This window comes from Endozoicomonas euniceicola, from assembly GCF_025562755.1.
In the GTDB taxonomy this organism is placed as follows: Bacteria; Pseudomonadota; Gammaproteobacteria; order Pseudomonadales; family Endozoicomonadaceae; genus Endozoicomonas_A; species Endozoicomonas_A euniceicola.
The window spans coordinates 997,697-1,018,405 of record NZ_CP103300.1 but is presented as its reverse complement, the minus strand read 5'-3'; the positions used below and the strand labels follow the sequence as shown (position 1 = coordinate 1,018,405).

Here is a 20,709-nt window from a genome sequence, read left to right as displayed (position 1 = left end):
GAGGCTTCGGAAATATAGTAACCGCCAGGCTGCTTCAGGATTAGGAGGGGTTGCTCCGGATCAATCGGGATCAGGAGCAACTGGTCAGCTATCTGGAACAGCAGGCGGAAGTTTGCAGGGAGTTTCCGGGGCAGACGTTTTATGGCCTGGGAACACCGAACATTATCAAGACCTTATGTACTCAGAAGCTTTTCTAAATTTTTCAGATATTTTTGAGCATCTTCATGCCCTTGGTTCGCAGCTTTACGAGACCAGTAAAACGACTGTTCGATACTTTTTTCCACACCTATACCTTCAAAATACATTAAGCCCAATAAGTGCTGAGCATTTGCATGCCCCTCCTCAGCGGCCTTGCGATACCAGGCAACGGCTTGTTCGTCACTCTGTTTTACGCCTTGACCACTTCCATACATTAAACCCAACCTGAATTGAGCATCTGCCAACCCCTGCTCTGCGGCCTTGCGATACCAGGCAACGGCCTGCTCGTCACTCTGTTTTACGCCGCGGCCACGTTCATACATTAAACCCAACCTGAATTGAGCATCTGCGACCCCCTGCTCTGCGGCCTTGCGAAACCAGGCAGCAGCCTGTTCGTCACTCTGTTTAAAGCCTTGACCAACTTCATACATGCCGCCCAAGAGGTACTGAGAATTTGCATGCCCCTGCTCTGCGGCCTTGCGAAACCAGACAGCGGCCTGTTCGCCACTCTGCTTAACGCCTTGACCAACTTCATACATGAGTGCTAGGCCAACCTGAGCATCTGCGTGCCCCTGCTCTGCAGCCTTGCGAAACCAAGCAGCGGCCTGAACGTAACTCTGTTTTACGCTTATGCCACTTCCATACATTAAACCCAACCTGTATTGAGCATCTGCGACCCCTTGCTCTGCGGCCTTGCGAAACCAGGCAGCAGCCTGTTCGTCATTCTGTTTAACGCCTTGACCATTGAGATACATGAACCCCAGCTCGTACTGAGCACCTGCATGCCCCTGCTCTGCGGCCTTGCGATACCAGGTAACGGCCTGTTCGTAACTTTGATCTGATAGATACGTAATGCCCATTAAAAATTGAGCACCTATATCACCATCCTGCGCAAGCGGATGCCAGTACCTGCAGGATTTTTGGCAACTCTCTGACAGACAGGCATCACAACCAATCTGATCTGGTACAGCACCTGAACCTGCAGCGGACAAAGACAAAAAAAACAAACTGAACAGCACACTTCTCAAGTGCATTAGTACCACCCCAAACAACGCAATAAACGACAGGATAAGTAGAAACCCTACACTCAGAGACTGACATCTGAACATACGTACTTATCAGATACCAAGGCATGCCTGAAGCAGTGAGAAAAACAGGGGGAGCGAGGAGAGTGAGACTGGAATCACGGATGCAACCCTGTAAACTTGGCGGAAGTCGTTTAGGTCACTTTAATTTTCAATTTTAATGGATTTGGCTGCCTCACGGGCACAGGCTTCAAGCTGCTGCTTATTTATGTTGCCTATCCTCAATTGTTACTGGTTGTTTTTCATGAGTGAATACAAGGATGTCGAACGTCCCCTGTTAACCCAGCTTTCATCAATGGGCTGGGACGTTTATGACCTGGGCTCAGGCATCCCTTCAGACCCGGCAACCAGCTTCCGGAGCAGTTTCAGGGAAGTGGTGCTGGCGGAGCAGTTCAAAAGTGCTGTGCTGAAAATTAATACCACGGAGGAGGGGACTCAATGGCTGACTCCGGAGCAACTGGATGGATTGCTGGAAGACTTTACCGATTTTGGTACTGACAAATTACTTGGAGCCAATCAGGCGTTTCTGGAACGGCTCTACAAATGGCAGGTGGATAAGAACGAGCTGACCGGTGAGGACAGTCCGGTTGTCAAAATCATTGACTTTGAGCACTGGCAAAACAACACCTTTACGGCCATCAACCAGTTCCGCATTGATACTCCGGGGCATACCAAAGGGCATGTCCGCCCTGACATCGTTTTATTTGTGAACGGCCTTCCCCTCGTGGTGATTGAGTGTAAGGAGCTGAGCAGCAGTTGTACTAACCCGATGTTTGAAGGGATCGAGCAGCTGCGTCGTTATGCTGACCTGCGTGAACCGGAAAGTTCGAAGAACCGGGAAGGTGAGCCAAAGCTTTTCTACACGAATCAGCTGATGATCAGCACCTACGGCGATGACTGCAAGTTCGGTACGATTACTTCATCAGAAGAGTATTACTTTAACTGGAAAACCATCTACCCGGACCATGAACCCTATCATGCTCCGGAAGTTATGCTGCATCGTTCTCAGGAGCAGCTTGTGCAGGGAATGCTGCATCCTCAACGCCTGCTGGATATCACTCGCAGCTTTACCCTGTTTATGGCAGCGGGTTCAAACCGAATTAAAGTCATCTGTCGTTATCAGCAGTTCCGTGCGGTGCATAAGATTCTTAAGCGTATGGGGGAGGGGGAGACTTCCCTCCAGCGTTCGGGGGTTATCTGGCACACCCAGGGAAGCGGAAAAAGCCTGACCATGGTCTTTCTGGTGCGTAAGTTACGGCGCATGCAAAGCCTGAAAGATTACAAAGTCCTGATGGTGAATGATCGCAGGGATCTTGAGGAGCAGCTAACCCAAACCGCTGGCTTGACCGGTGAAACTGTCGTAGAAATCAGCAGTAGCAGGGAAGCCAAAAACAAACTGTCTTCTGATGCATCCAACCTGAATATGGTGATGATTCATAAGTTTCGGGAGGAAGATGCCTCATTTCTGCCAGACAGTGTGCGTAAGGCGTTGTCTGCTGAATATAAGGTGGCTTTGGATTCTGAAGATGAAACCAGGGTGGCGGAAGCCGCTGCCAATTATCAGGTAGAAGTCGCCTACTTTCAGGACTTTGGTGTTATCAATGACCGTGACCAGGTTTTGATACTGATCGATGAAGCACACAGAACACAGCGCAGCGGCAAAGGCAGAGCCAGTCTTTCTGATAACCTGTTTGATGCATTTCCCAATGCGACTCGCATTGCGTTCACCGGAACCCCGCTGATCGCCGATCATCACACAGACCCCACATGGAAGCGCTTTGGAGCCAGTCAGGGTGATGCCTATATCGACAAATATAAGCTGCAGGATGCGGTCGATGATAATGCCACGTTGCAGATTTTGTATGAAGGGCGTACCGCTGATACGGCGATATATGACCGGTCTGGCTTTGACACTAAATTTGAAAATCTGTTCAAAGACAGAACCGAAGAAGAGCTGTTGGAGATTCGCAAAAAGTATGGCGCAGAGGGCGATATTCTTGATGCTGAGAAGCGGATAGAAGAAATTGCCAATGATCTGGTCAGACATTACGTGCGCGGCATTATGCCATCCGGCTTCAAGGCTCAGGTGGTGTGTTCTTCCAAACAAGCCTGCATTCACTACCAGACCTATATTCGCAAAGCGATTGCTCAACAGATTTCAGAATACGCAGCACTGGCAGCGACAGAACAAAATTCTGAGATACTGAAACGGCTGAAGTTTTTGAAAACAGCGGTCATCATTTCCAGCGACGGGACGAATGAAAAGGCTGACTTTGTTGCTGCAAGAAATGAGTCAAAGAGCCTGGATGCCGTGGAGAGTTTCAAGAAGGCCTTCAACGACGACAAGCCTGAAACGGGCGTCGCCTTTTTGATCGTCTGCGATATGCTGCTGACAGGCTTTGACGCTCCGGTTGAACAGGTTATGTACATTGATAAACGACTCAGTGAACATAATCTGCTGCAAACCATCGCGAGGGTGAACCGAACCTATAAGGAGAAAACAAGGGGCTACATCGTTGATTACATCGGTCTGACGGAAAACCTGAAAGAAGCCCTGTCGCTTTATGCCGGTGAGGATCAGGAAGACCTTCTCAATGGTTTGCAAAGTATCGATAGTGAAGTGCCTGTTCTGGAAAGCCGTTATCGTCGGCTATTGCAGCTGTTCCAGGAAGGCGGAGTTAGTCAGATAGAACGGTTGGTCAACCAGAAGTTATCACCGGAAGATCATTATCAGGTTCTGCTGGCAGCTGTGGAGTTATTGGAAGATATCCGCCTGAGAGACAGTTTCAACGTTTACTTCAAGAAGTTTCTGCAGAGTATGGATATTGTCATGCCTAATGCTTTGGCAAACCCGTACAAGCTGCCTATGTACCAATTTGTTCATGTTCAGGCCAGGGCTCGTGAACGGTACAAAGACGAGACTATGAACTTCCATGGTGTCGGCCAGAAAGTGCGGAGCCTGGTCAATGAGCATCTGATTAGCCTGGGAATGAGCCCCAAGGTGAAACCTGTTGAGTTGTTCAGTGATGAATTCATCAAGTCAGTTAAAAAAGAACCTGACCTTAAAGCCCAAGCCAGTGAGATGGAACACGCTATCCGCAAGCACTGTAAAGTCAGTGCCGATGATGACCCTGTGTTCTACAAAAGCATGAGTGAAAAGCTTGATGAGATCATTAAAAAGCACAGTGATAACTGGGAACAGATGGCCCTGAAGCTTGGTGCATTAAGGGATGAGATACTGGCAAGTCGTGGCCCTGATGCTAAAGTGGAAGACCCGTTCTTTGATCTGATCGTGAGCCTGGCTTTTAAAGATGGCGATATGGCAGCACACATTGATAAGGTAAAACTGACCATTGTCGCCATAATGGACGATCTGAATGAGCATATTGGCAACCTTGATTTCTGGGAGCGGGAAGATCTGGTGGCAGAGCTACAGGGCAAAATCAAGAAACGTATGATCCTCAGTAAGGTTCCCCAGCTGAAAGCTCAGAGAGAGCTGTTGGCTACAGAGGTTGTGGCGTTAGCACGAAGAAGAGAAAAAGATATTTTGGGGATGACTACCGGTGAGTGATTCCAGTACTGATAACGAAGCCAGCCTGCATCAATATCAGGATATTCAGTACAGCCTGAAGCAGAGCAACCGTAAGACAACCAGTTTGTTTATTGAACGGGATGGCTCTGTCACGGTACGCGCCCCTCTGCCTTATGACATGGCAAAAATTGAGAGCATTATCGAGCAGAAGCGCAGCTGGATTTATCGCAACCTGGCGGAATGGGAAGACCTGAACCGGGTGCAGGTTCATCGGGAGTTTGTAAACGGTGAAGGCTTTCTCTATCTGGGGCGCAATTACCGCCTGCAGCTGGTTGATGAGCAGGATGAAGCGCTTGTTTTAAAGAATGGGCGCTTCCTCCTGCGACGGGATCACGTTGATTCCGGCATGGAGATTTTTAAAAACTTCTATCGGACTAAAGGGCTGGACAGGATCAACCAGAGGCTTACTCACTTCGCACCCAAAATGGGTGTCACCTTTGGTTCTGTCAGAGTTATGGAGTTACAGCACCGCTGGGCTTCATGCACTAGCAAAGGCGATCTTAATTTTCACTGGCGCTGCCTTATGGCTCCTTTAGCTGTGCTGGACTACATCATTATTCATGAGCTTGCCCACCGGTTATACCGCAACCATGACGCTAAATTCTGGGATGCTGTTGATAAGGTTTTGCCGGATTATCAGAGGCATGTCAGCTGGCTGCGGCATAATGGGGCAGGGATGGGGTTGTAGTTAATACTCAGGCTGAGTATTTTGGGGCCATCCAGCAGTGATTCTGGAAATTCGCAAAAAATGTTCACGATTTAGTGGAGTGAGTGTTCACGGGAGGCCAGAGTATTCACCCACTGATAAATGAGTTTGCTCTGACGCTTATGAAGATGGGTCAACGATGCCGACGCAGGGGGGGCATAGTGAAACCACTTATCCATTAGCAGTCAGGGCGATCTCATTTGGCACTAACTTTCAAATAACCCCCTGAAGCAGCAGCGTTCTATATTCATCATCCGCTGCTGCCATGATGCGCTTATTTTTAACACCAAGCTTCAACGTGGATTCCTGCTTTAACAAGTTCAGAGCTACTTGCCTAAATATCGCCATATTTTCTGGACCAAAACCTTTTCTAATGCGGCATTCGTCTTCTCTAAAGCCAATATCGAGTACCCAGTGCAGGTTATTTTCCACCGACCAGTGAGAACGAACCGAATTCATGAAGTTTTTTGCATCTGTTGTCAGGCTGGAAATAAAGTATCGACGCTCAGTGCTCACTTTATTGCCTTCGTGACGCTCACTTTCAACAACTCCGATCATGGCAAGTTCCTTCCAGTCCTCACGCTGGTCAAGCCAGTGAATATCGGTGCTCGTCCAACAGCGACGTATTTCTATCCGACCATGACCTTTTTCTACTGTTTCATGAGAGCTTGCGCCTTCAGGTAGCTTTTCCTTCGTTGTCAGGGCATCAAGATAAAGCTTAATGTCATCGTGTAAAAGCTGCTGGTTTCCTTTAACGGCCAGAAGATAATGTGCATTTTTCTCTCTGATTTTTTCGGCGATCGCTTTTTGGCACCCCATGGCGTCGGTGCTGACGATACATCCACTGATTTCCAGCATGTCGAGTAAAGCTGGAATGGCTGTAATTTCATTCAACTTAGCTGCTGTTTTGAGCTGTCCAAGCACCATGCCGGTCTGGCTAGCCCACGCATTAACCATATGAATAGCCGCTTTATTATCCCCTTTGTCGTATGAGCGCCGTAGTGTTTTTCCATCAATGGCAACAACTTCACCATGAGTGCGTTCAGCAATTTGCTTTACCCAATTTATAAAGCACTGCCGGAACTCGTCGGGGTCAAGTCGCTCGAAAACCCGGATGAAAGTGTGGTGTGATGGAACACCATGAGGCATAGGGATGTAGAGCTTTAGCCAGTATTTCTTTTTTCTGGCAAGTTGAGAAACCATTTTCCAGTCTTCAGCTCCACAAGTGATCATACAAACAGCTATGAATACAAGGTGATGCAGAGGATATCGATGATTATCAGCGCGAATTTCAGTTAGTTCAGAACAAATATCCAAGAGGGTCATGTGCAGCAATCCTTAATCTTGGAGCAAAGAATGCCATACTTTCTGAATAGGTTTACTGTCTCAGGACAAAGCAGTTAGTGCCAAATGAGACCGCCCTGCATTAGCAGTCAACCTGACTGGTGTTAATCCGGCTGATCGTTATACTTCCCTCTTTTGCTAAACGACCCCCTGAAAAATATGACAATCTCCCTTACTGGAACTGAAAAGACAGAATTCAACAAGTTGCAAAAGAGACTGCGACGCCATGCTGGTAAAGCTATTGAAGAGTTCAATATGATCGAAGATGGCGATAAGGTGATGGTCTGCTTATCAGGCGGGGCTGACAGCTATACGATGCTTCATGTTTTGCAGAGCCTGCAAAAAAGCGCTCCAATCAAATTTGATTTGGTTGCCGTGAACCTTGACCAGAAACAGCCTGGTTTTCCTGAGCATGTCCTGCCTGAGTACCTGGACGGTTTAGAAGTCCCATACCATATCATTAACAGGGACACCTACTCGGTTGTAAAGTCTAAAATCCCAGAAGGCAAAACGACTTGTGGACTGTGCTCTCGCCTCCGTCGCGGAACCCTTTATGCGTTTGCAGAAGAAATTGGTGCTACGAAGATTGCACTGGGTCACCATAAAGATGACATAGTTGAGACTATGTTCTTGAATATGTTCTACGGATCTCGTCTGTCTTCTATGCCACCAAAGCTATTGTCTGACGACAAGCGCAACATCGTCATTCGCCCACTGGCATACTGTCGCGAGAAGGACATCAAGAAATTTGCAGGAATCATGGAGTTTCCAATTATTCCATGCAACCTCTGTGGCTCTCAGGAAAACCTGCAGCGCCAAAACATCAAGGCCATGCTGCTTGAATGGGAAAAGAAGAACCCTAGCCGGATTGAGTCTATTTTTACAGCTATGCAGAACATTTCTCCTTCACAGATGGCTGACACAAGTCTGTTTAACTTTAAGGGCCTTGAGCTTGATCGTTCCGGTGAACGTAAAGAGTATGAGCATGAAGATAATCAGACTATTTTTTCTGGGAACATCCCTGAGGCAGAAGCTACGGATGATGAACTAGTTCAAATTATCAATTTGTAAAATAATATCACCATCATAATATATGAGCCTCATGCCTATCCTGCTGTTCTGAAAACAACGGGATAGGATGGGCTATCTGTGTTTTTTAATATTTAATTTAGATAAGTCAATGCCAGGTATATTTCTTATGTTGTAAACAAAGCTTTTCAGTTGGTTGGTTTGTTCATTAATTTTCTGCTCTAAAGATTTAATAATTTTTTGCTGATCTTCAATTTTTTTCAGTAAATCTTTTTCAGATATCTTTAAGTTGGCAGGATAGCTTTCGCTATCTATACCTTTCCGTAAGTCATCTTTCTTTATCTGAAATTCTTTCTTTATTGAAAAATAAGCATTTAATGTTTGTCTGGAAACTTTTAAGTTCATTTCAGAGGCTATTTTTTTAACTAGTAAATCCCATGTTAATTTTCCATTCCAGGTGGTTAAGATAGTGCATATTTCTGATATTCTTTCTTTGGATAAGCCTTTGGCTCCAATGCTTTTCATGATAAAGTTTTTTATATTGATATGGTTTAGTTTGTTAGGGATTCAAAAATCAAATCGAATTCGTTCTTTTTGTCGTTAGTGAAATCTTGTTCTGATATAAGTGATGTTTTTAATCTTATGTTCTTGTCAATATTTTTTTGAATTTCTGTGGGTAATGAAAACTGGACTTCTATTGTTTTTTTATTTCCATCTGTAATTACATTAAATATGTTTTGTTTGATGTACTGGATTATGGAGCCATCAGGTATGTCGTCTCGTTCTAGTAGTGTTATTAGGGAGTTAAGAAACTCAATGTTGGCAATATGACGATCAAACCATTTGTTCATGATCGGGTTGTACTCTCTTTCAGCCATTCTTTCGGTCATTACTCTATCAGATTGAATTTGTAAGTCATCTTTTAAAAAACTCAACGACTTTTGGTCTCCTTTGATATAGCAGTGTTTGGTGCACCCTGTGCAACCACTGAGGCCTATTTGAAGATAAGTGCATGGTTCAACATCTAGCGATTGAGTACAGAACCCTGTAGGTGTTTTGCTTGCTAAAGTTGTGCCAGTAATACCTTCAAATTCTTCTACAGTAACTGGAATGATGTTTCTTGAATCCTCTATTAGTCCTTTTTGTAAAAACTTAGCATCAATTTCTTCTTGAGTTTCATGGTTATACACTTTGTTTTGCCGAGAGCTTTTACGGCCAGACCATGCTGCAATAACTTCCTCTGGTAAATCACTACGTTGAGCAATTGTATTTAAATAATGTCTTGCTTGATGGCTGTTGAAGAAAAACTCCTTTGGATCATATCCATGTCTAAAAAATATGTTTGATGCATATGAAGGTGATGAATTGTCAGATTTGCTAAAAACAGAATTAAAGAATTGAAGTGACTTAGGTTTTCTAATATAGAAAGGTGAAATTCCCATTGTTGTATTAATATAATGATCTCCTCCATTTATCATAATCAGAGATGATGATAAATGTATTGATTTTCCTTTCGGGGAAATATAATTAGGGAAGTTTTTTGATTGAGATCTAATGTAATTGATCCAAGCATCTAGCATTTCATCAATAGTTATATTTTTTTTCTTAAAGATATCCTTTGCTTTCTTTGTGTAAGAGTTTGCTAGTAATAATTTTCCTGCAAAGTTGCTGGTTATTATACAACTACTATCTAATTCTATAGGAAAGTAAGGAGCAAATAATTTGAATTTTTTAGCCGTTCTTTTGTTATTGATTGTTATATCAACGCGAGAGTTTAATATGTTGTTGATAATGTCGTCTGTGTAGAATCCTAGAATTACACCTAACTGCCACAAGGTAGTAGGTTTGGAAAGAGGAAATTTATACTTGGTATTAGTTTTGTAATCACCAATAACTGAACTTAATGGTTGAATTGGGTTCTCATAGTATCGGGTTAGAATTCTTGCTTTTTCACCTATTTTTTTCAAACAATTTACTGATCTGTTAGCTATTTCGTACATATCTTTATGAATATGTTTTTCGTGATCAATCATCCCTTTTGACCCCCGCCAAATGATAGAATGGGTTGTGCCTGAGTCTGTTTTAATCTGTTTGATAGGGGATGTAGATAATAAATTAAATTCACCAATTCTGCTTGATACAGAAAATAACAAACCTGCAATTGATAAAGCAATTTTGTATTTTGGTGCTTCTTCCGTATTTAGCTCTTCAATGTTTTCCGGTATGCTCTTGTTATAGATATCTGCTATAGCATTAATTACTTTTTGTGAAGGAATTTTCTTTTCTCTTTTTTTAATAATATCATGGCTGGAATTTATGTACTTGAATGGGCTTTTGCAATTAATTTTGTTTATGAGCATTTTATGCTCGGTTAGAAAGCTAATGAGGTTTATTATTGATGCGGCTTTTCCTTCACAAGTGCTGTGAGCATAAGATGAGCTTAATATGTCGAAAAATGATTCTATGTCATGTTGAGATATTTCACTAATTAAGATATTTTTGTCTTCTATTACTAGGCATAAATCAAGAAATGCATGGCAATCAGTTGATAGTCTATTTGAAGTTTTAGCTTTTTCGTAATGATTGAATGATAGGTAAGCTTTCAAAAAATAAAGATAATATTTCTTTATGCACATATCTTCCGTTATTGAATGTTCTGCAGTATTTCGTATGGAGCGTGAGTTGGTTTTGGAATGCTTAGTAAATCTGTATCTACTTGGTGACTCCCCCCAAGCTAAATCATCCCATTCTCCTAGGCTCTCACTTGGATTTGAGATAGAAAGGTGTATTTTTTTACGGTCGTCGATGAATGATTGAATGTTAGTTTCATATGTGCTGGGCATTTTCATCACCATAGCTCATGTCAAGGATGGTCTTTGATCTAGATAGATTTTGCATGCAAGAATTGTTGCTTCAATGTCTTTTATGGCTATTTTAATTGGGGATAATACCTTTTCATCACAGCCACTAGAACGACGAGTTTCTAATATGTTTTCTGCTTTTATTTTTATGCTTAAATGATCTGCTGTGGCAATGGGACGAAAGTTATCACACCCGTAGCAGTATAATGGCCTTTCGGCTAAGCAATTTTCGCAATTTTTTGTGCACTGAGATTCTCCAATTTTTAAATCTTTATCAAAGATATTGTTATTTGAATTAATAGTTTCTGTTATTACTTTACCTAAAAAACGCTCACTAAGTGGTTTGAGAGCAGTTATTTTATTGTCAATTTCTAATCTTGCATCAGGGAGTAAATCTATATAGTATTTGGCAGCTTTAGGTGTATTGCCGAGCATATTAGATATTTGAATGCATTCGTAACCTCGCAGAGCAAGATTGCTCCCCATGGTGTGCCTTATTCTGCGAGCGCCTAAAGATTTGAGTACATTTATTCCGCGATCACTTTTAACTTCTGAAAGACCATTAGTAAAGCCAGTATATGATGTGTTTATAGAGTGAAAGGCATAAGATGTTTCTGATAGAATCGATATGAACTCATCTTCGTTTTTAGGTAACTTTCCCTTGGCTATTGAATTTCTTTCGAATACATCACAATCGATAAGAATAGGTAAAAAGTTAAAATTTTTTTGAAGTGTTTCCTCTCTTATATTTATGTTGTTAGCTTTAAAGTTTGAGATTAATTCTTGTTTTATAAATCTCTTGAAATAAAGTAGTTCCTCTGAGCATTTTGTGTTTAATGGGATAGGGATTTCTTCAAATATATGTCTGAAATGAATTTCTCCTGCAACCTTTGGTTTAGGAAATTGGATAGAGAACTCATTTCTTACTGTAGAATTATTCAGTTTTATATCGCCCCATTTAAGAGAGTATAATTGGATAGGTCGTCTGCATGTTAATGTTAAGAGTCTTAAGTAAATTAATCTTGTGAATTTCTTTCTGAATTTATGTGAGGATGCAGCTAATGTTTTTTTAAAATAATTTTCTTTATATTCGGAAATAATGTTTGATGAAAAAGAGTTAATTGATTCGGTCAAGCTTTTGTGTTCGTAGTCTGTTAAAGCACCATTTTCGGGATCGTATATACTAGGGGTTGCATTTTGATTTCTTATTTTAGTTGATCTAAGATAGTCACTTAAATCTTTGTGTTCTGGATATAGTTTAGATAGGCTGATAAAGAATGTTTTTGCATTTTTTATCATTACATCAGATTTGTTTGTTCTGCTTTCAGCTATAAGGGCTTTGATTTCATCAAGCGTGATATTGATAAAATAACCTCTAGCAATAAGATTTACAACATTACATGCTACTGAGCCTGAGCATCTTTTAACGACATCTGCTAGAGTGAGTCTAATTTTTATTAAGTTGTCAAAAGTTAGACCTGAAATAACTAAGTTATTAATTCTTTCTAAATATGCACACTTGTTTGGTGTAACTTGCCAAATGTCATAATAAACATTAAATGGTACTCCCGTTGAAGAAACTCTTGAAGCATCTGTCTCACTATCTGCAAGACGCTCTAGTTCTTTCGAAATATCTTTCATGTCTATATGTTTCATAAAATTAAAAACTAGATGATATCTATTTGCATGGACTCATAATCTTATCTTGATACTCTCGGTGGATTTCTTGTGTTTTTTCAATCTTATGTATTTTGTCATATCTTTCCGGCATTATAGATGTGGGACTCCATCCCATTAGTAGCTTTCTATATTTGTCTATTTCTGACTCTGATAAATTTAATTCTTTTGCTAAAACTGAGAAGCGTTCATTCCAGCAATGCCTTAGCAGATGTGGATATACTTTATAATTTGCTGCTTTTGACAATTGTTCAAAAATATAATTGATAGAATCGAGTGACATGGGGGTTCCCTTTGAATACTTTGAATTACCGTTGGTGATGAATACAAATTCATGCCGTTTTGCTAATGAAATTATTGATCGATGGTTTTCTATGTAATCCTTGAGCATGCCCATAGTGTCTTTTGTCGTATAAGAAAAATGATCTTTAGTTTTTTGCTGAGGTTTGTTCGATCTTACGTCTTGATCGTCTTTTCTTTCATTTGAAATATAAATTTTTGGGGGGTTACCTCCAAATGTAATATCTGATATCTTGAGTTTTGCTAAAGCTCCTCTTCTTATACCTGTGTCAATTAATAGCCTAATAATCAATTGGTTTCGGAAACGTACATTTTTGTTAAAAGGATTGTCTTTGTGATCTACATGAATTATCTCGAATATTCGATCCATCACTGAAGCAGGAATAGTTTTTAGCTGTACATGATCTGTTAGCTTATAACCATTTCTTATTTCTTTTCGATGTGCATCATTCAGTAAAAGAAGCGTTCTTTCTAAATTCTTTTTAGCCTGTTCTGGCTGCACCTCATGATTAAGCTCCCGATCTAAAAACTGAAGATAATCAGAAGTGCAGCTTAGTCTGCCATTCGTAACTGAAGGTGAGACGATGGCTTCTCGATAGTTTACTTGATGTAAGACATTACTCAAATATTTGTCTGTGGGTGATGGTGGAATGTTCAAAAAATGCTCATGATTCCTTCGATACTTTGCACAAGAGCAATAATCATTCGTTTCCTGATCTGTCAGATAATCTCCAGACTTAACCCTACTTAAAACATCGATTTTTTTCTCTTTAAGCCATATGAGGAAAAATTTTAGCTCGTATGCCTTACGTAACACTGAGTTATGAGACATTTCCTCCTTCAGGGTTAGGTACAGAGATACCAGCGGGCAGTATAGACAGTGATCCTGGTCAACTATTTCTACGACAGGGTATGGATGATCTCTTACTCTAAACCGGGTGACCAAAATTTTTGAGTGGACGCTGTTCATTCTCTGCCTATATAACTGAAATACTCATGGCAGATAAGAGTACAATCATCCGTAAAATTGTGAAGGATTAATATTCTATAAAAAACCAGTAAAAACAGTAGGATATGGAATAAATGGGTTTACAAAATATTTATGCCATATAATTTTCCGCCTGACAGGCAGACCATGACCCGGTCGCCCTCCTCAATCATATTGAAGTCTTCGATGGCTTTACCAGTAAAGCGTCTCAGCTTTTTCTGGAGTTTATTGAAACTGTATTTTTCTACGCCAGTCAGGGTGGACGAACTCATAGATTTAGAACACTGATTCCGAAATAAAGTTGGAGATTATAGCGGTGTACAATATTCAGCCGCAATTGGGTGCTTCTACCAACATCCACCGGAGAACGTTGTTGATGTAGATCAATGCTCTGGTACTGTTTCGGTATAGGCAGATCGTGTCATTATATGAGATAAAATGTTCTACAGGGTTGAAATCATCCGCTAACTTTAATCTGTGCTGAAAGTAGACAGTTGGCTATGAATCAGAACAATAGGCTCGTTTTTCGGCAGGGATAGCCAGTACCCACAATAATCTTCAATAAACGTAATGTTCAGGGGATTTTTTTATGAGTGATTGCAATAAGTTGAGAGACTGGATGCTAAACCGCCGGGAAGCGCTTAACGCGCGGCTGCATAACATCAAAAAAGACGTCACTCGCAAAGCCAGTGCCGACTGGTCCGAGCAGGCTCAGGAGCGGGAAAATGATGAAGTCATTGATGCCCTTGGCAACGAGGCCAGAATTGAGCTGAATAAAATCAATCTTGCCCTGGATCGTATGAATAATGGTGAGTATGGTTACTGCGTCGTCTGTGATAACGAAATCGCCCCCGCCCGGCTGGAAGCTATGCCTTATGCCGATCTTTGTATCAAGTGTGCGGAAGCGCGGGATAGCCGGGGCTGATTAAAGACTGCGAATCATGTTTGCTGTCCGACTGTCACTGCTCTGGCTGATTTCCCCTGTGATCAGCCTTTCATAACTGTCTACAAAGCTTTGCACTGAACCCGGATTATGCCGGTGGAAATAGTTGTGCCACAGTTTGCCCAGTCCTTTGATATCGTCTTCGGGTAAGGAATGAATGCTTTTTTCAGTCCGGCAATAAATCAGCCAGGCAATGGCTGTAGCATAGGACAGGTTGGTCGCTAACTCATGGTGAGGGTGGCACAGAAATTCTCTCTGACTGGCCAGACCTCTGACCAGGCTCGACAGCTCTGATCTTTTCGCCAGATAAAAGTCCCAGATATTACGATGCATGCGGGGAGAAATATGATAAATCCCCAAAGCCTGATGACGGTCCTGTTTGATATGAAACCCTAGTTCTGACTCTCTTGCCGCTGTTCCCAGCAACAGGTTTTCGGCGGTTGGGCTCCACATTTTGAGATGCTTCAGGGTGGGACGGACAACGTAATGGCGCAACTCCTTTGCACAAATTCCCATGCCTTAGTCCTTCATGAGGTGATTACACGTTTTATCGTAACACTGGCTTAATACTGAAGCATCTGCCATTTTGGCAATAGCTGCGGGTTATTCCCCTTCAAAAGCACATAACGAAAAAGTGGGAACGCCAGCATTTTGCAAACGACGGGAGCCGCCAAGGTCAGGCAGGTCCATAATCGCTGCCGCTTCAATGGTTTTTGCACCCAGCTTTTCAATGAGTTGAACTGCTGCCAGCAGAGTGCCGCCGGTTGCAATCAAGTCATCAACCAGTAACACCCGGTCACCTTTTTGCAAACTGTCGGCATGAACCTCCAGGCAGGCAGTGCCATATTCCAGATCGTATTCTACCGAGACGGTTCTGGCGGGCAGCTTGCCTTTTTTGCGAAACAGAACCAGAGGTTTATTGAGTACATAGGAAAGGTTGGAACCGATCAGAAAGCCCCTGGCATCCATTGCGCCAATATGACTGAAATCCAGTTCCATGTAGCGGTGGATAAAACTGTCCATCACGCCACGCCAGGCTTTGGGGTTTTCAAAAATGGTGGATACATCCCGGAACAGGATGCCTGGCTTGGGCCAGTCGGGAACCGTGCGAATCTGGGACTTAAGATAAAAATCGTCGATGATCATGGAGTGGCAACCATTTGCTGTGAAAGTGCCGATCATGGCTGTTTGGGGTAAGTCACTGCCGCACGGTGGCTCATCGGACTGTACGGCAGTGTGATAATGTTAGATCAAATCAGTTTATTGCAATGATCTGTTCAATATCGGCGGCTTTACCACCAGCCAGAGAGCATAGTTGAACGGCATCCTGAATTTCAATTTCCTTGCCAACAGCCGAAATCAGGCCGTTCTTCTGGAAACGTGTGAAAACACGACTTACCGTTTCGACGGCCAGGCCCAGATAGTTGCCCATCTCGTTGCGGGACATGGACAGCCGGAAAGACTGGGATGAAAAACCACGACGACGAAAGCGGCTGGCAAGATTGATCAGGAACGTAGCGATACGCTCGTCAGCATTCTTTTTGGACAGCAGCATCATCATTTGCTGGTCTTCCCTGATCTTCTTGCTCATCAGGCGCATCAGGTGGCGACGCAACTCCGGGAAGTCGTCTGACAGCATTTCCAGCTGCTCAAACGGAATCTCACACACCATGGTAGTTTCCATGGCCTGGGCGGATACCGGATACACGTCAGTGTCCATGCCACTCAGGCCGAGGATTTCGCTGGGCAGATAGAAGGCAGTGATCTGCTCTTCGCCTTCGTTAGTCGCGGTATAGGTTTTGATAGCCCCGGAACGCACAGCGTATACGCTGTCGAACGGGTCTCCTTCCAGAAACAGGTGCTCCCCTTTTTTCAACGGACGGCCGCGTTTTATGATTTGATCCAGATTGTCGATGTCTTTCACGTTCAGTGCCAGCGGCAGGCACAGAGAACTAAGACTGCAATCCCTGCAGGCCACATGGCTTGGTTGTCGGACGTTGGGCTTAGACGTCATCGAGTGCCCTCAAGGTCTTAAATGCAAAACACTGGCTATTTTATGGAAAATAGCCTGAAAGTGTAAGTGAAATATTGACTTACAGTGTTGATATTGATCGTTTTTCTGCGATTGGTTCGGTAAGTCGCACCGGGTTGCGGTTAATAACTGACCGTATTGGCGAATGCTTTGTTCTTTTTGGGGTTTTGAAAAGGGCATTTGCGATTTTTTGTGTTAACCCCGCCCGACTGTGCGAGAGCTTACGGCACTTTTGTAAAAACTGGCATTATTACTGTTAGTGGCTATTTTTCTTAAGCTGCATACAACAAATGAAGTGTCCTCTTCCTTTATGGTGTCATATAAACAATGAAAATTACTGCAGCAATCGCCCCCTTTGCTACAGAAACCTCCATAAATCAACAGGAGAGATCAATGGGTCTTGCAAGCACTGACTTATGTTCAAAATTGTACAAAGGCGGGACGTTGCATTCTAACAGTGGTTTCCGGAAAAAACGCATACAGGCTGTGAGCTTTCTGATTATTTATTGTTTCTTTTTTGCTGCTACGGTCAAAGCGTCAACCATTCCAGCTAACAACCATAAAAATCAACTTGCTGTTATCACTTTGCTGCCGCTGATGCGTTATGTCACTCAGGGGTGGGACTCTCTCAGTCTTTCACAATACCCGTCACCGGAGCAAGCCAGAGTCAGCAGCCCCGATCCTATACAGGTTCGAGCGAAAAAGCTGGCTGTCGAAGGGGATACACACTGTTTTTCCGCACCAAACACTGCTGACGGTCAGGATAATCTGTGGTCATGCTTTAACCAGACTGGCATTCACAAAGAAGTGACTATCAGTCTTCCGGTTTCTCATATAAACCATGTACAGATAACGGCTTTTCAGACAATAGATATTCAGCTGGGACGCTGGCCAGAACCGGATAAAGACAACGGCTTTTCATCCTTAACCGCTCAGGAAAGCAAAATGGGAAAGGAAATACGACAGTCCTTTGAACACGAAGAAAGGGTTCATGAGGCTCTGGAAAAGAGATCTGAAATATTGAGGGCAGTGACCGAAATGCCAGGCATAACTCATGACAGGCCAGGTAGCCAAAAATACGATAATGCCCGAATCAGGCTTATTGTTAATCATGAGAGCGATGATTCTCAAAAACTTTCCAGTATTCACTTCAAGCTTATTAACGGGCACTCCCGGGAAGAAGAGAAGGAGTTTCAGGACAATCTGGAGAGTATCCAGTCGGGTGGAAGTCTGAGACGATTTACTATAAAAGATAGCGACCACTTTGACTTACTCCCTGAAACCGGGGTGATACTCAGTAAAAGTTCCGACGAGGTTAACCAGCTGATACAGTACTTGCCCAACTCTGACAACAGTGGTAGTGGAGCCACTGGAACGAGCCAGAATGAAGGAGCCGCGACCTCTTCTGAATCGTTCTGTGGCTATGTTATTTCTTCACCAGATGATGAAGCCCAAAACTTACAGGCTGGCCCGGATGACCCGGAAAGTGGTTTAACAGGATACTTTTATCGTTATGATATAAATGAAGGTACTAAAAGACGATGGGGTCCTCAGGCTCTGGTGACTGCGGGGGCAATGGTGGCGGGTGCAAAAGCAGGTGACATGATTGCCAACGGCAGCGACGAAAGATTCCAACAGCTGTTGGAAAAGAGAGGAAGCAACATTAATCCTGTTGCCTTGGGAGCCGCAGCCGGTGGAGTCGTGGCCTTTTCTGCGCTTAGCTGGTTGCGTAGTAGCCTGAAGCCTGCATCGGTAAGCGCACTTAAGAAAATCAGGCAAGATATCGCAAACAGTCTTGTCCGGGCTCAGCAGGCAGAAAGCATGATTCGTGAGAATCTGGAGAAAGTCACCAGCAGGTTTCAGAATTTTCAGCACGATGAGCTAAACAGAGAAAGGGAACGTTCTCTACAGGAAGCCGGAAATCAGTACGAAGAAGAAAAAAACAAGTACGATCAAACCTTTAATATTGTTTCCGCTTCCTTGATTGCAATGATTGGCTCCCAGTATGTAGGTGGGTTGCTGAACGAGACACCACCCGATACTGTCCATGTCAGTAGCGTCAGGAAGATTGAATCTTTAAAGGCCTCTGATGCCATTATGGCAGCAGCCTCCATTGCAACATTTATCAATAACAGGGATGCTTCTTTCTGGCCGAGGGCGCAGCTGACCCAGGCACTTACCCCACTTGTCTCAGGTGATGACATGGCCAAGATAAAACGGCTTCTGTGGTCGATACCAAATCCTCCGGTAAGATCTAAATTTCGCGTCTCCGGGCCGCTTGAAACAGAATACAACCAATTGCTCGCCGATAAGCATCGTTTTTCCGAGGGTCAAGCGCATGCACGCAAAACCATGATATCTACTCTTACCCGGAACCCTGGCTTTTTCCTTCATGAGACAAAAGAGGGAAGCGAGGTAGTGGTGCCAACATTGGAACAATTACACAAAAACTTGCCCGACTAACGTTCGTGTCTCCTTCCATGAGACTTGCTGCCCTTCAGGTACCTGATTACCAATCAGGCTAAATGGTTTTAGAAAAAAACTTCATATTCTTTTGTTTCTGGTAATACTGGTCAAACATCATACAGATATTTCGTATCAACAATTTGCCTGCTGGTGAAACTTCCAGCGCTTCGGGGGTGATGGTGATCAGGCCGTCCTGTTCCAGAGGCTTTAAATTGATCAGTTCAGACAGAAAGTAGCTGGGAAAATCAATAGTATATTGTTGTTCGATTTTTGCCGGCTCCATTCTGAAATGGCAGATCAGCTCATTAATGACACGCTGACGAATCCGGTCGTCTTTGTTCATTTTCAGACCGCGCTTAATGGGCAGCAGGTTTTGCTCCAGGGCCGACTGGTATTCAGTCATATCAGTATGGTTCTGGACATAGGTGTTGCCCACCTTACTGATAGACGATACGCCCATGCCGACCAGATCACACTGGCTGTGCGTGGTATAACCCTGAAAGTTGCGATGCAGAGTGCCGTCTTCCTGCGCCATTGCCAGCTCGTCATCGGGTAGGGCGAAGTGATCCATCCCAATATAAACATAGCCACTGTCCAGTAACTTGCGGGTTGCCTGTTGCAGAATCTGAAGTTTGACATCAGCAGGCGGCAGGTCACTTTCATTTATACGACGCTGGGGCATAAAGCGATGGGGCAGGTGAGCGTAATTAAACAGTGACAGCCGATCCGGCTGCATCGCAATCACCTTGTCAATGGTGGTCAGGAATCCGTCGAGGGTCTGGTGCGGCAGGCCATAGATCAGGTCCATATGAACCGATTTGAATGCCATGGTACGGGCAGCGTCAAGAACGGATTTAATTTGCGTTTCGCACTGTACCCGGTTAACCGCTTGCTGCACCCCGGGGTCAAGATCCTGAACGCCAATGCTGATGCGGCTGAAACCCAGGTCGCGTAATGTCGACATCATGGGCCAGTCTACTTCACGAGGGTCCAGCTCAATGGAATAATCGATATCATTACCATGAGACAGTTTAAAGTGTTCAGATACCTTGTTGATCAACGCTGAAATCTGTTCCTGATTAAGGAAAGTGGGCGTGCCGCCCCCAAGATGCAGCTGTTGTACTTCCTGTTCTTCATTATACAGGTCTGCCTGGAGTTCAATTTCTTTGAACAGATAATTCAGGTAAGTGTCTGCCTGCTCCCTGCGTTTGGTGACAATCTTGTTGCAGGCACAGTAGTAACAAACGTGCTGGCAAAACGGAATATGGAAATACAGTGACAGAGGTTTGCCAGTGGCTGAGCTGAGCCAGGCGCTGGACTGGTAGTACTGTCGGTCAAAGTCGTCAGAAAACTCAACTGCCGTTGGGTAAGAGGTATAGCGTGGTCCTGACAGGTCGTACTTGTTGATCAGACCTGTATCCCACACGGGTGCATTATTCATAGTTTTTCTCGTTTGTTTTTACCAGGTCATTAGTCTGTCATGGCTCT

Annotated in this window: 15 protein-coding genes and 1 pseudogene; 5 read left to right on the top strand and 11 right to left on the bottom strand. The window is 43.6% G+C overall.

Annotated elements, in window-relative coordinates:
- Positions 1-173: 173 nt before the first annotated feature.
- Positions 174-1,058 (bottom strand): SEL1-like repeat protein, encoded by an 885-nt coding sequence (locus NX720_RS03920; RefSeq protein ID WP_262599539.1) that lies wholly within the window; start codon positions 1,056-1,058, stop codon positions 174-176.
- Positions 1,059-1,527: 469 nt separating this feature from the next.
- Between NX720_RS03920 and NX720_RS03915 the strand changes: the two genes are divergently transcribed.
- Positions 1,528-4,854 (top strand): type I restriction endonuclease subunit R, encoded by a 3,327-nt coding sequence (locus NX720_RS03915; RefSeq protein ID WP_262599537.1) that lies wholly within the window; start codon positions 1,528-1,530, stop codon positions 4,852-4,854.
- On the top strand, positions 4,847-5,563 hold the full coding sequence (locus NX720_RS03910) for a M48 family metallopeptidase (RefSeq protein ID WP_262599535.1): 717 nt from the start codon (positions 4,847-4,849) through the stop codon (positions 5,561-5,563). The genes NX720_RS03915 and NX720_RS03910 overlap by 8 nt, the downstream gene beginning before the upstream one ends.
- Before the next feature lie 231 nt (positions 5,564-5,794).
- Here the strand turns inward: NX720_RS03910 and NX720_RS03905 are convergent, their stop codons facing one another.
- Complete coding sequence (locus tag NX720_RS03905; RefSeq protein ID WP_262599534.1) at positions 5,795-6,907, bottom strand: ISAs1 family transposase; 1,113 nt, start codon at positions 6,905-6,907, stop codon at positions 5,795-5,797.
- A gap of 177 nt (positions 6,908-7,084) precedes the next feature.
- Here NX720_RS03905 and ttcA point away from each other — a divergent pair, with 177 nt between their 5' ends.
- Positions 7,085-7,996, top strand: coding sequence for a tRNA 2-thiocytidine(32) synthetase TtcA (gene ttcA, locus NX720_RS03900; protein WP_262599532.1), 912 nt, complete (start codon positions 7,085-7,087; stop codon positions 7,994-7,996).
- A gap of 72 nt (positions 7,997-8,068) precedes the next feature.
- Here ttcA and NX720_RS03895 read toward each other — a convergent pair whose 3' ends face one another.
- From NX720_RS03895 to NX720_RS03875, 5 genes and pseudogenes are all read right to left on the bottom strand, one after another.
- Complete coding sequence (locus NX720_RS03895; protein WP_262599531.1) at positions 8,069-8,479, bottom strand: hypothetical protein; 411 nt, start codon at positions 8,477-8,479, stop codon at positions 8,069-8,071.
- Positions 8,480-8,505: 26 nt separating this feature from the next.
- On the bottom strand, positions 8,506-10,803 hold the full coding sequence (locus NX720_RS03890; RefSeq protein ID WP_262599530.1) for a hypothetical protein: 2,298 nt from the start codon (positions 10,801-10,803) through the stop codon (positions 8,506-8,508).
- 9 nt (positions 10,804-10,812) lie between these two features.
- Positions 10,813-12,456 carry a hypothetical protein gene (locus tag NX720_RS03885; protein ID WP_262599529.1) on the bottom strand — a complete coding sequence of 548 codons (1,644 nt, stop codon included), beginning with the start codon at positions 12,454-12,456 and terminating at the stop codon, positions 10,813-10,815.
- Between the two features lie 37 nt (positions 12,457-12,493).
- Positions 12,494-13,624, bottom strand: coding sequence for a site-specific integrase (locus NX720_RS03880; protein ID WP_262599528.1), 1,131 nt, complete (start codon positions 13,622-13,624; stop codon positions 12,494-12,496).
- A gap of 281 nt (positions 13,625-13,905) precedes the next feature.
- Positions 13,906-14,052, bottom strand: a pseudogene (locus NX720_RS03875) (tRNA 2-thiocytidine(32) synthetase TtcA); the annotation flags it as partial.
- Between the two features lie 317 nt (positions 14,053-14,369).
- On the opposite strand from NX720_RS03875, the gene NX720_RS03870 reads away from it, so the two are divergent.
- Positions 14,370-14,705: a TraR/DksA family transcriptional regulator gene (locus NX720_RS03870; protein WP_262599527.1), complete on the top strand. Its 336-nt coding sequence runs from the start codon at positions 14,370-14,372 to the stop codon at positions 14,703-14,705.
- Here NX720_RS03870 and NX720_RS03865 read toward each other — a convergent pair whose 3' ends face one another.
- The 3 genes from NX720_RS03865 to fnr all read right to left on the bottom strand — a co-directional run bounded on the left by NX720_RS03865 (position 14,706) and on the right by fnr (position 16,737).
- Positions 14,706-15,239, bottom strand: coding sequence for a hypothetical protein (locus NX720_RS03865; RefSeq protein ID WP_262599525.1), 534 nt, complete (start codon positions 15,237-15,239; stop codon positions 14,706-14,708).
- An 87-nt stretch (positions 15,240-15,326) separates the two neighbouring features.
- Entirely contained in the window at positions 15,327-15,869 is a 543-nt protein-coding gene (locus tag NX720_RS03860; protein WP_262599524.1) for an adenine phosphoribosyltransferase, read from the bottom strand.
- Between the two features lie 109 nt (positions 15,870-15,978).
- Positions 15,979-16,737: a fumarate/nitrate reduction transcriptional regulator Fnr gene (gene fnr, locus NX720_RS03855; protein ID WP_262599523.1), complete on the bottom strand. Its 759-nt coding sequence runs from the start codon at positions 16,735-16,737 to the stop codon at positions 15,979-15,981.
- A gap of 411 nt (positions 16,738-17,148) precedes the next feature.
- Here fnr and NX720_RS03850 point away from each other — a divergent pair, with 411 nt between their 5' ends.
- Positions 17,149-19,218, top strand: coding sequence for a hypothetical protein (locus NX720_RS03850; protein WP_262599522.1), 2,070 nt, complete (start codon positions 17,149-17,151; stop codon positions 19,216-19,218).
- A gap of 58 nt (positions 19,219-19,276) precedes the next feature.
- Here NX720_RS03850 and hemN read toward each other — a convergent pair whose 3' ends face one another.
- Positions 19,277-20,662, bottom strand: a complete 1,386-nt coding sequence (hemN, locus tag NX720_RS03845) for an oxygen-independent coproporphyrinogen III oxidase (RefSeq protein WP_262599521.1) — start codon at positions 20,660-20,662, stop codon at positions 19,277-19,279.
- Between the last annotated feature and the right edge of the window lie 47 nt (positions 20,663-20,709).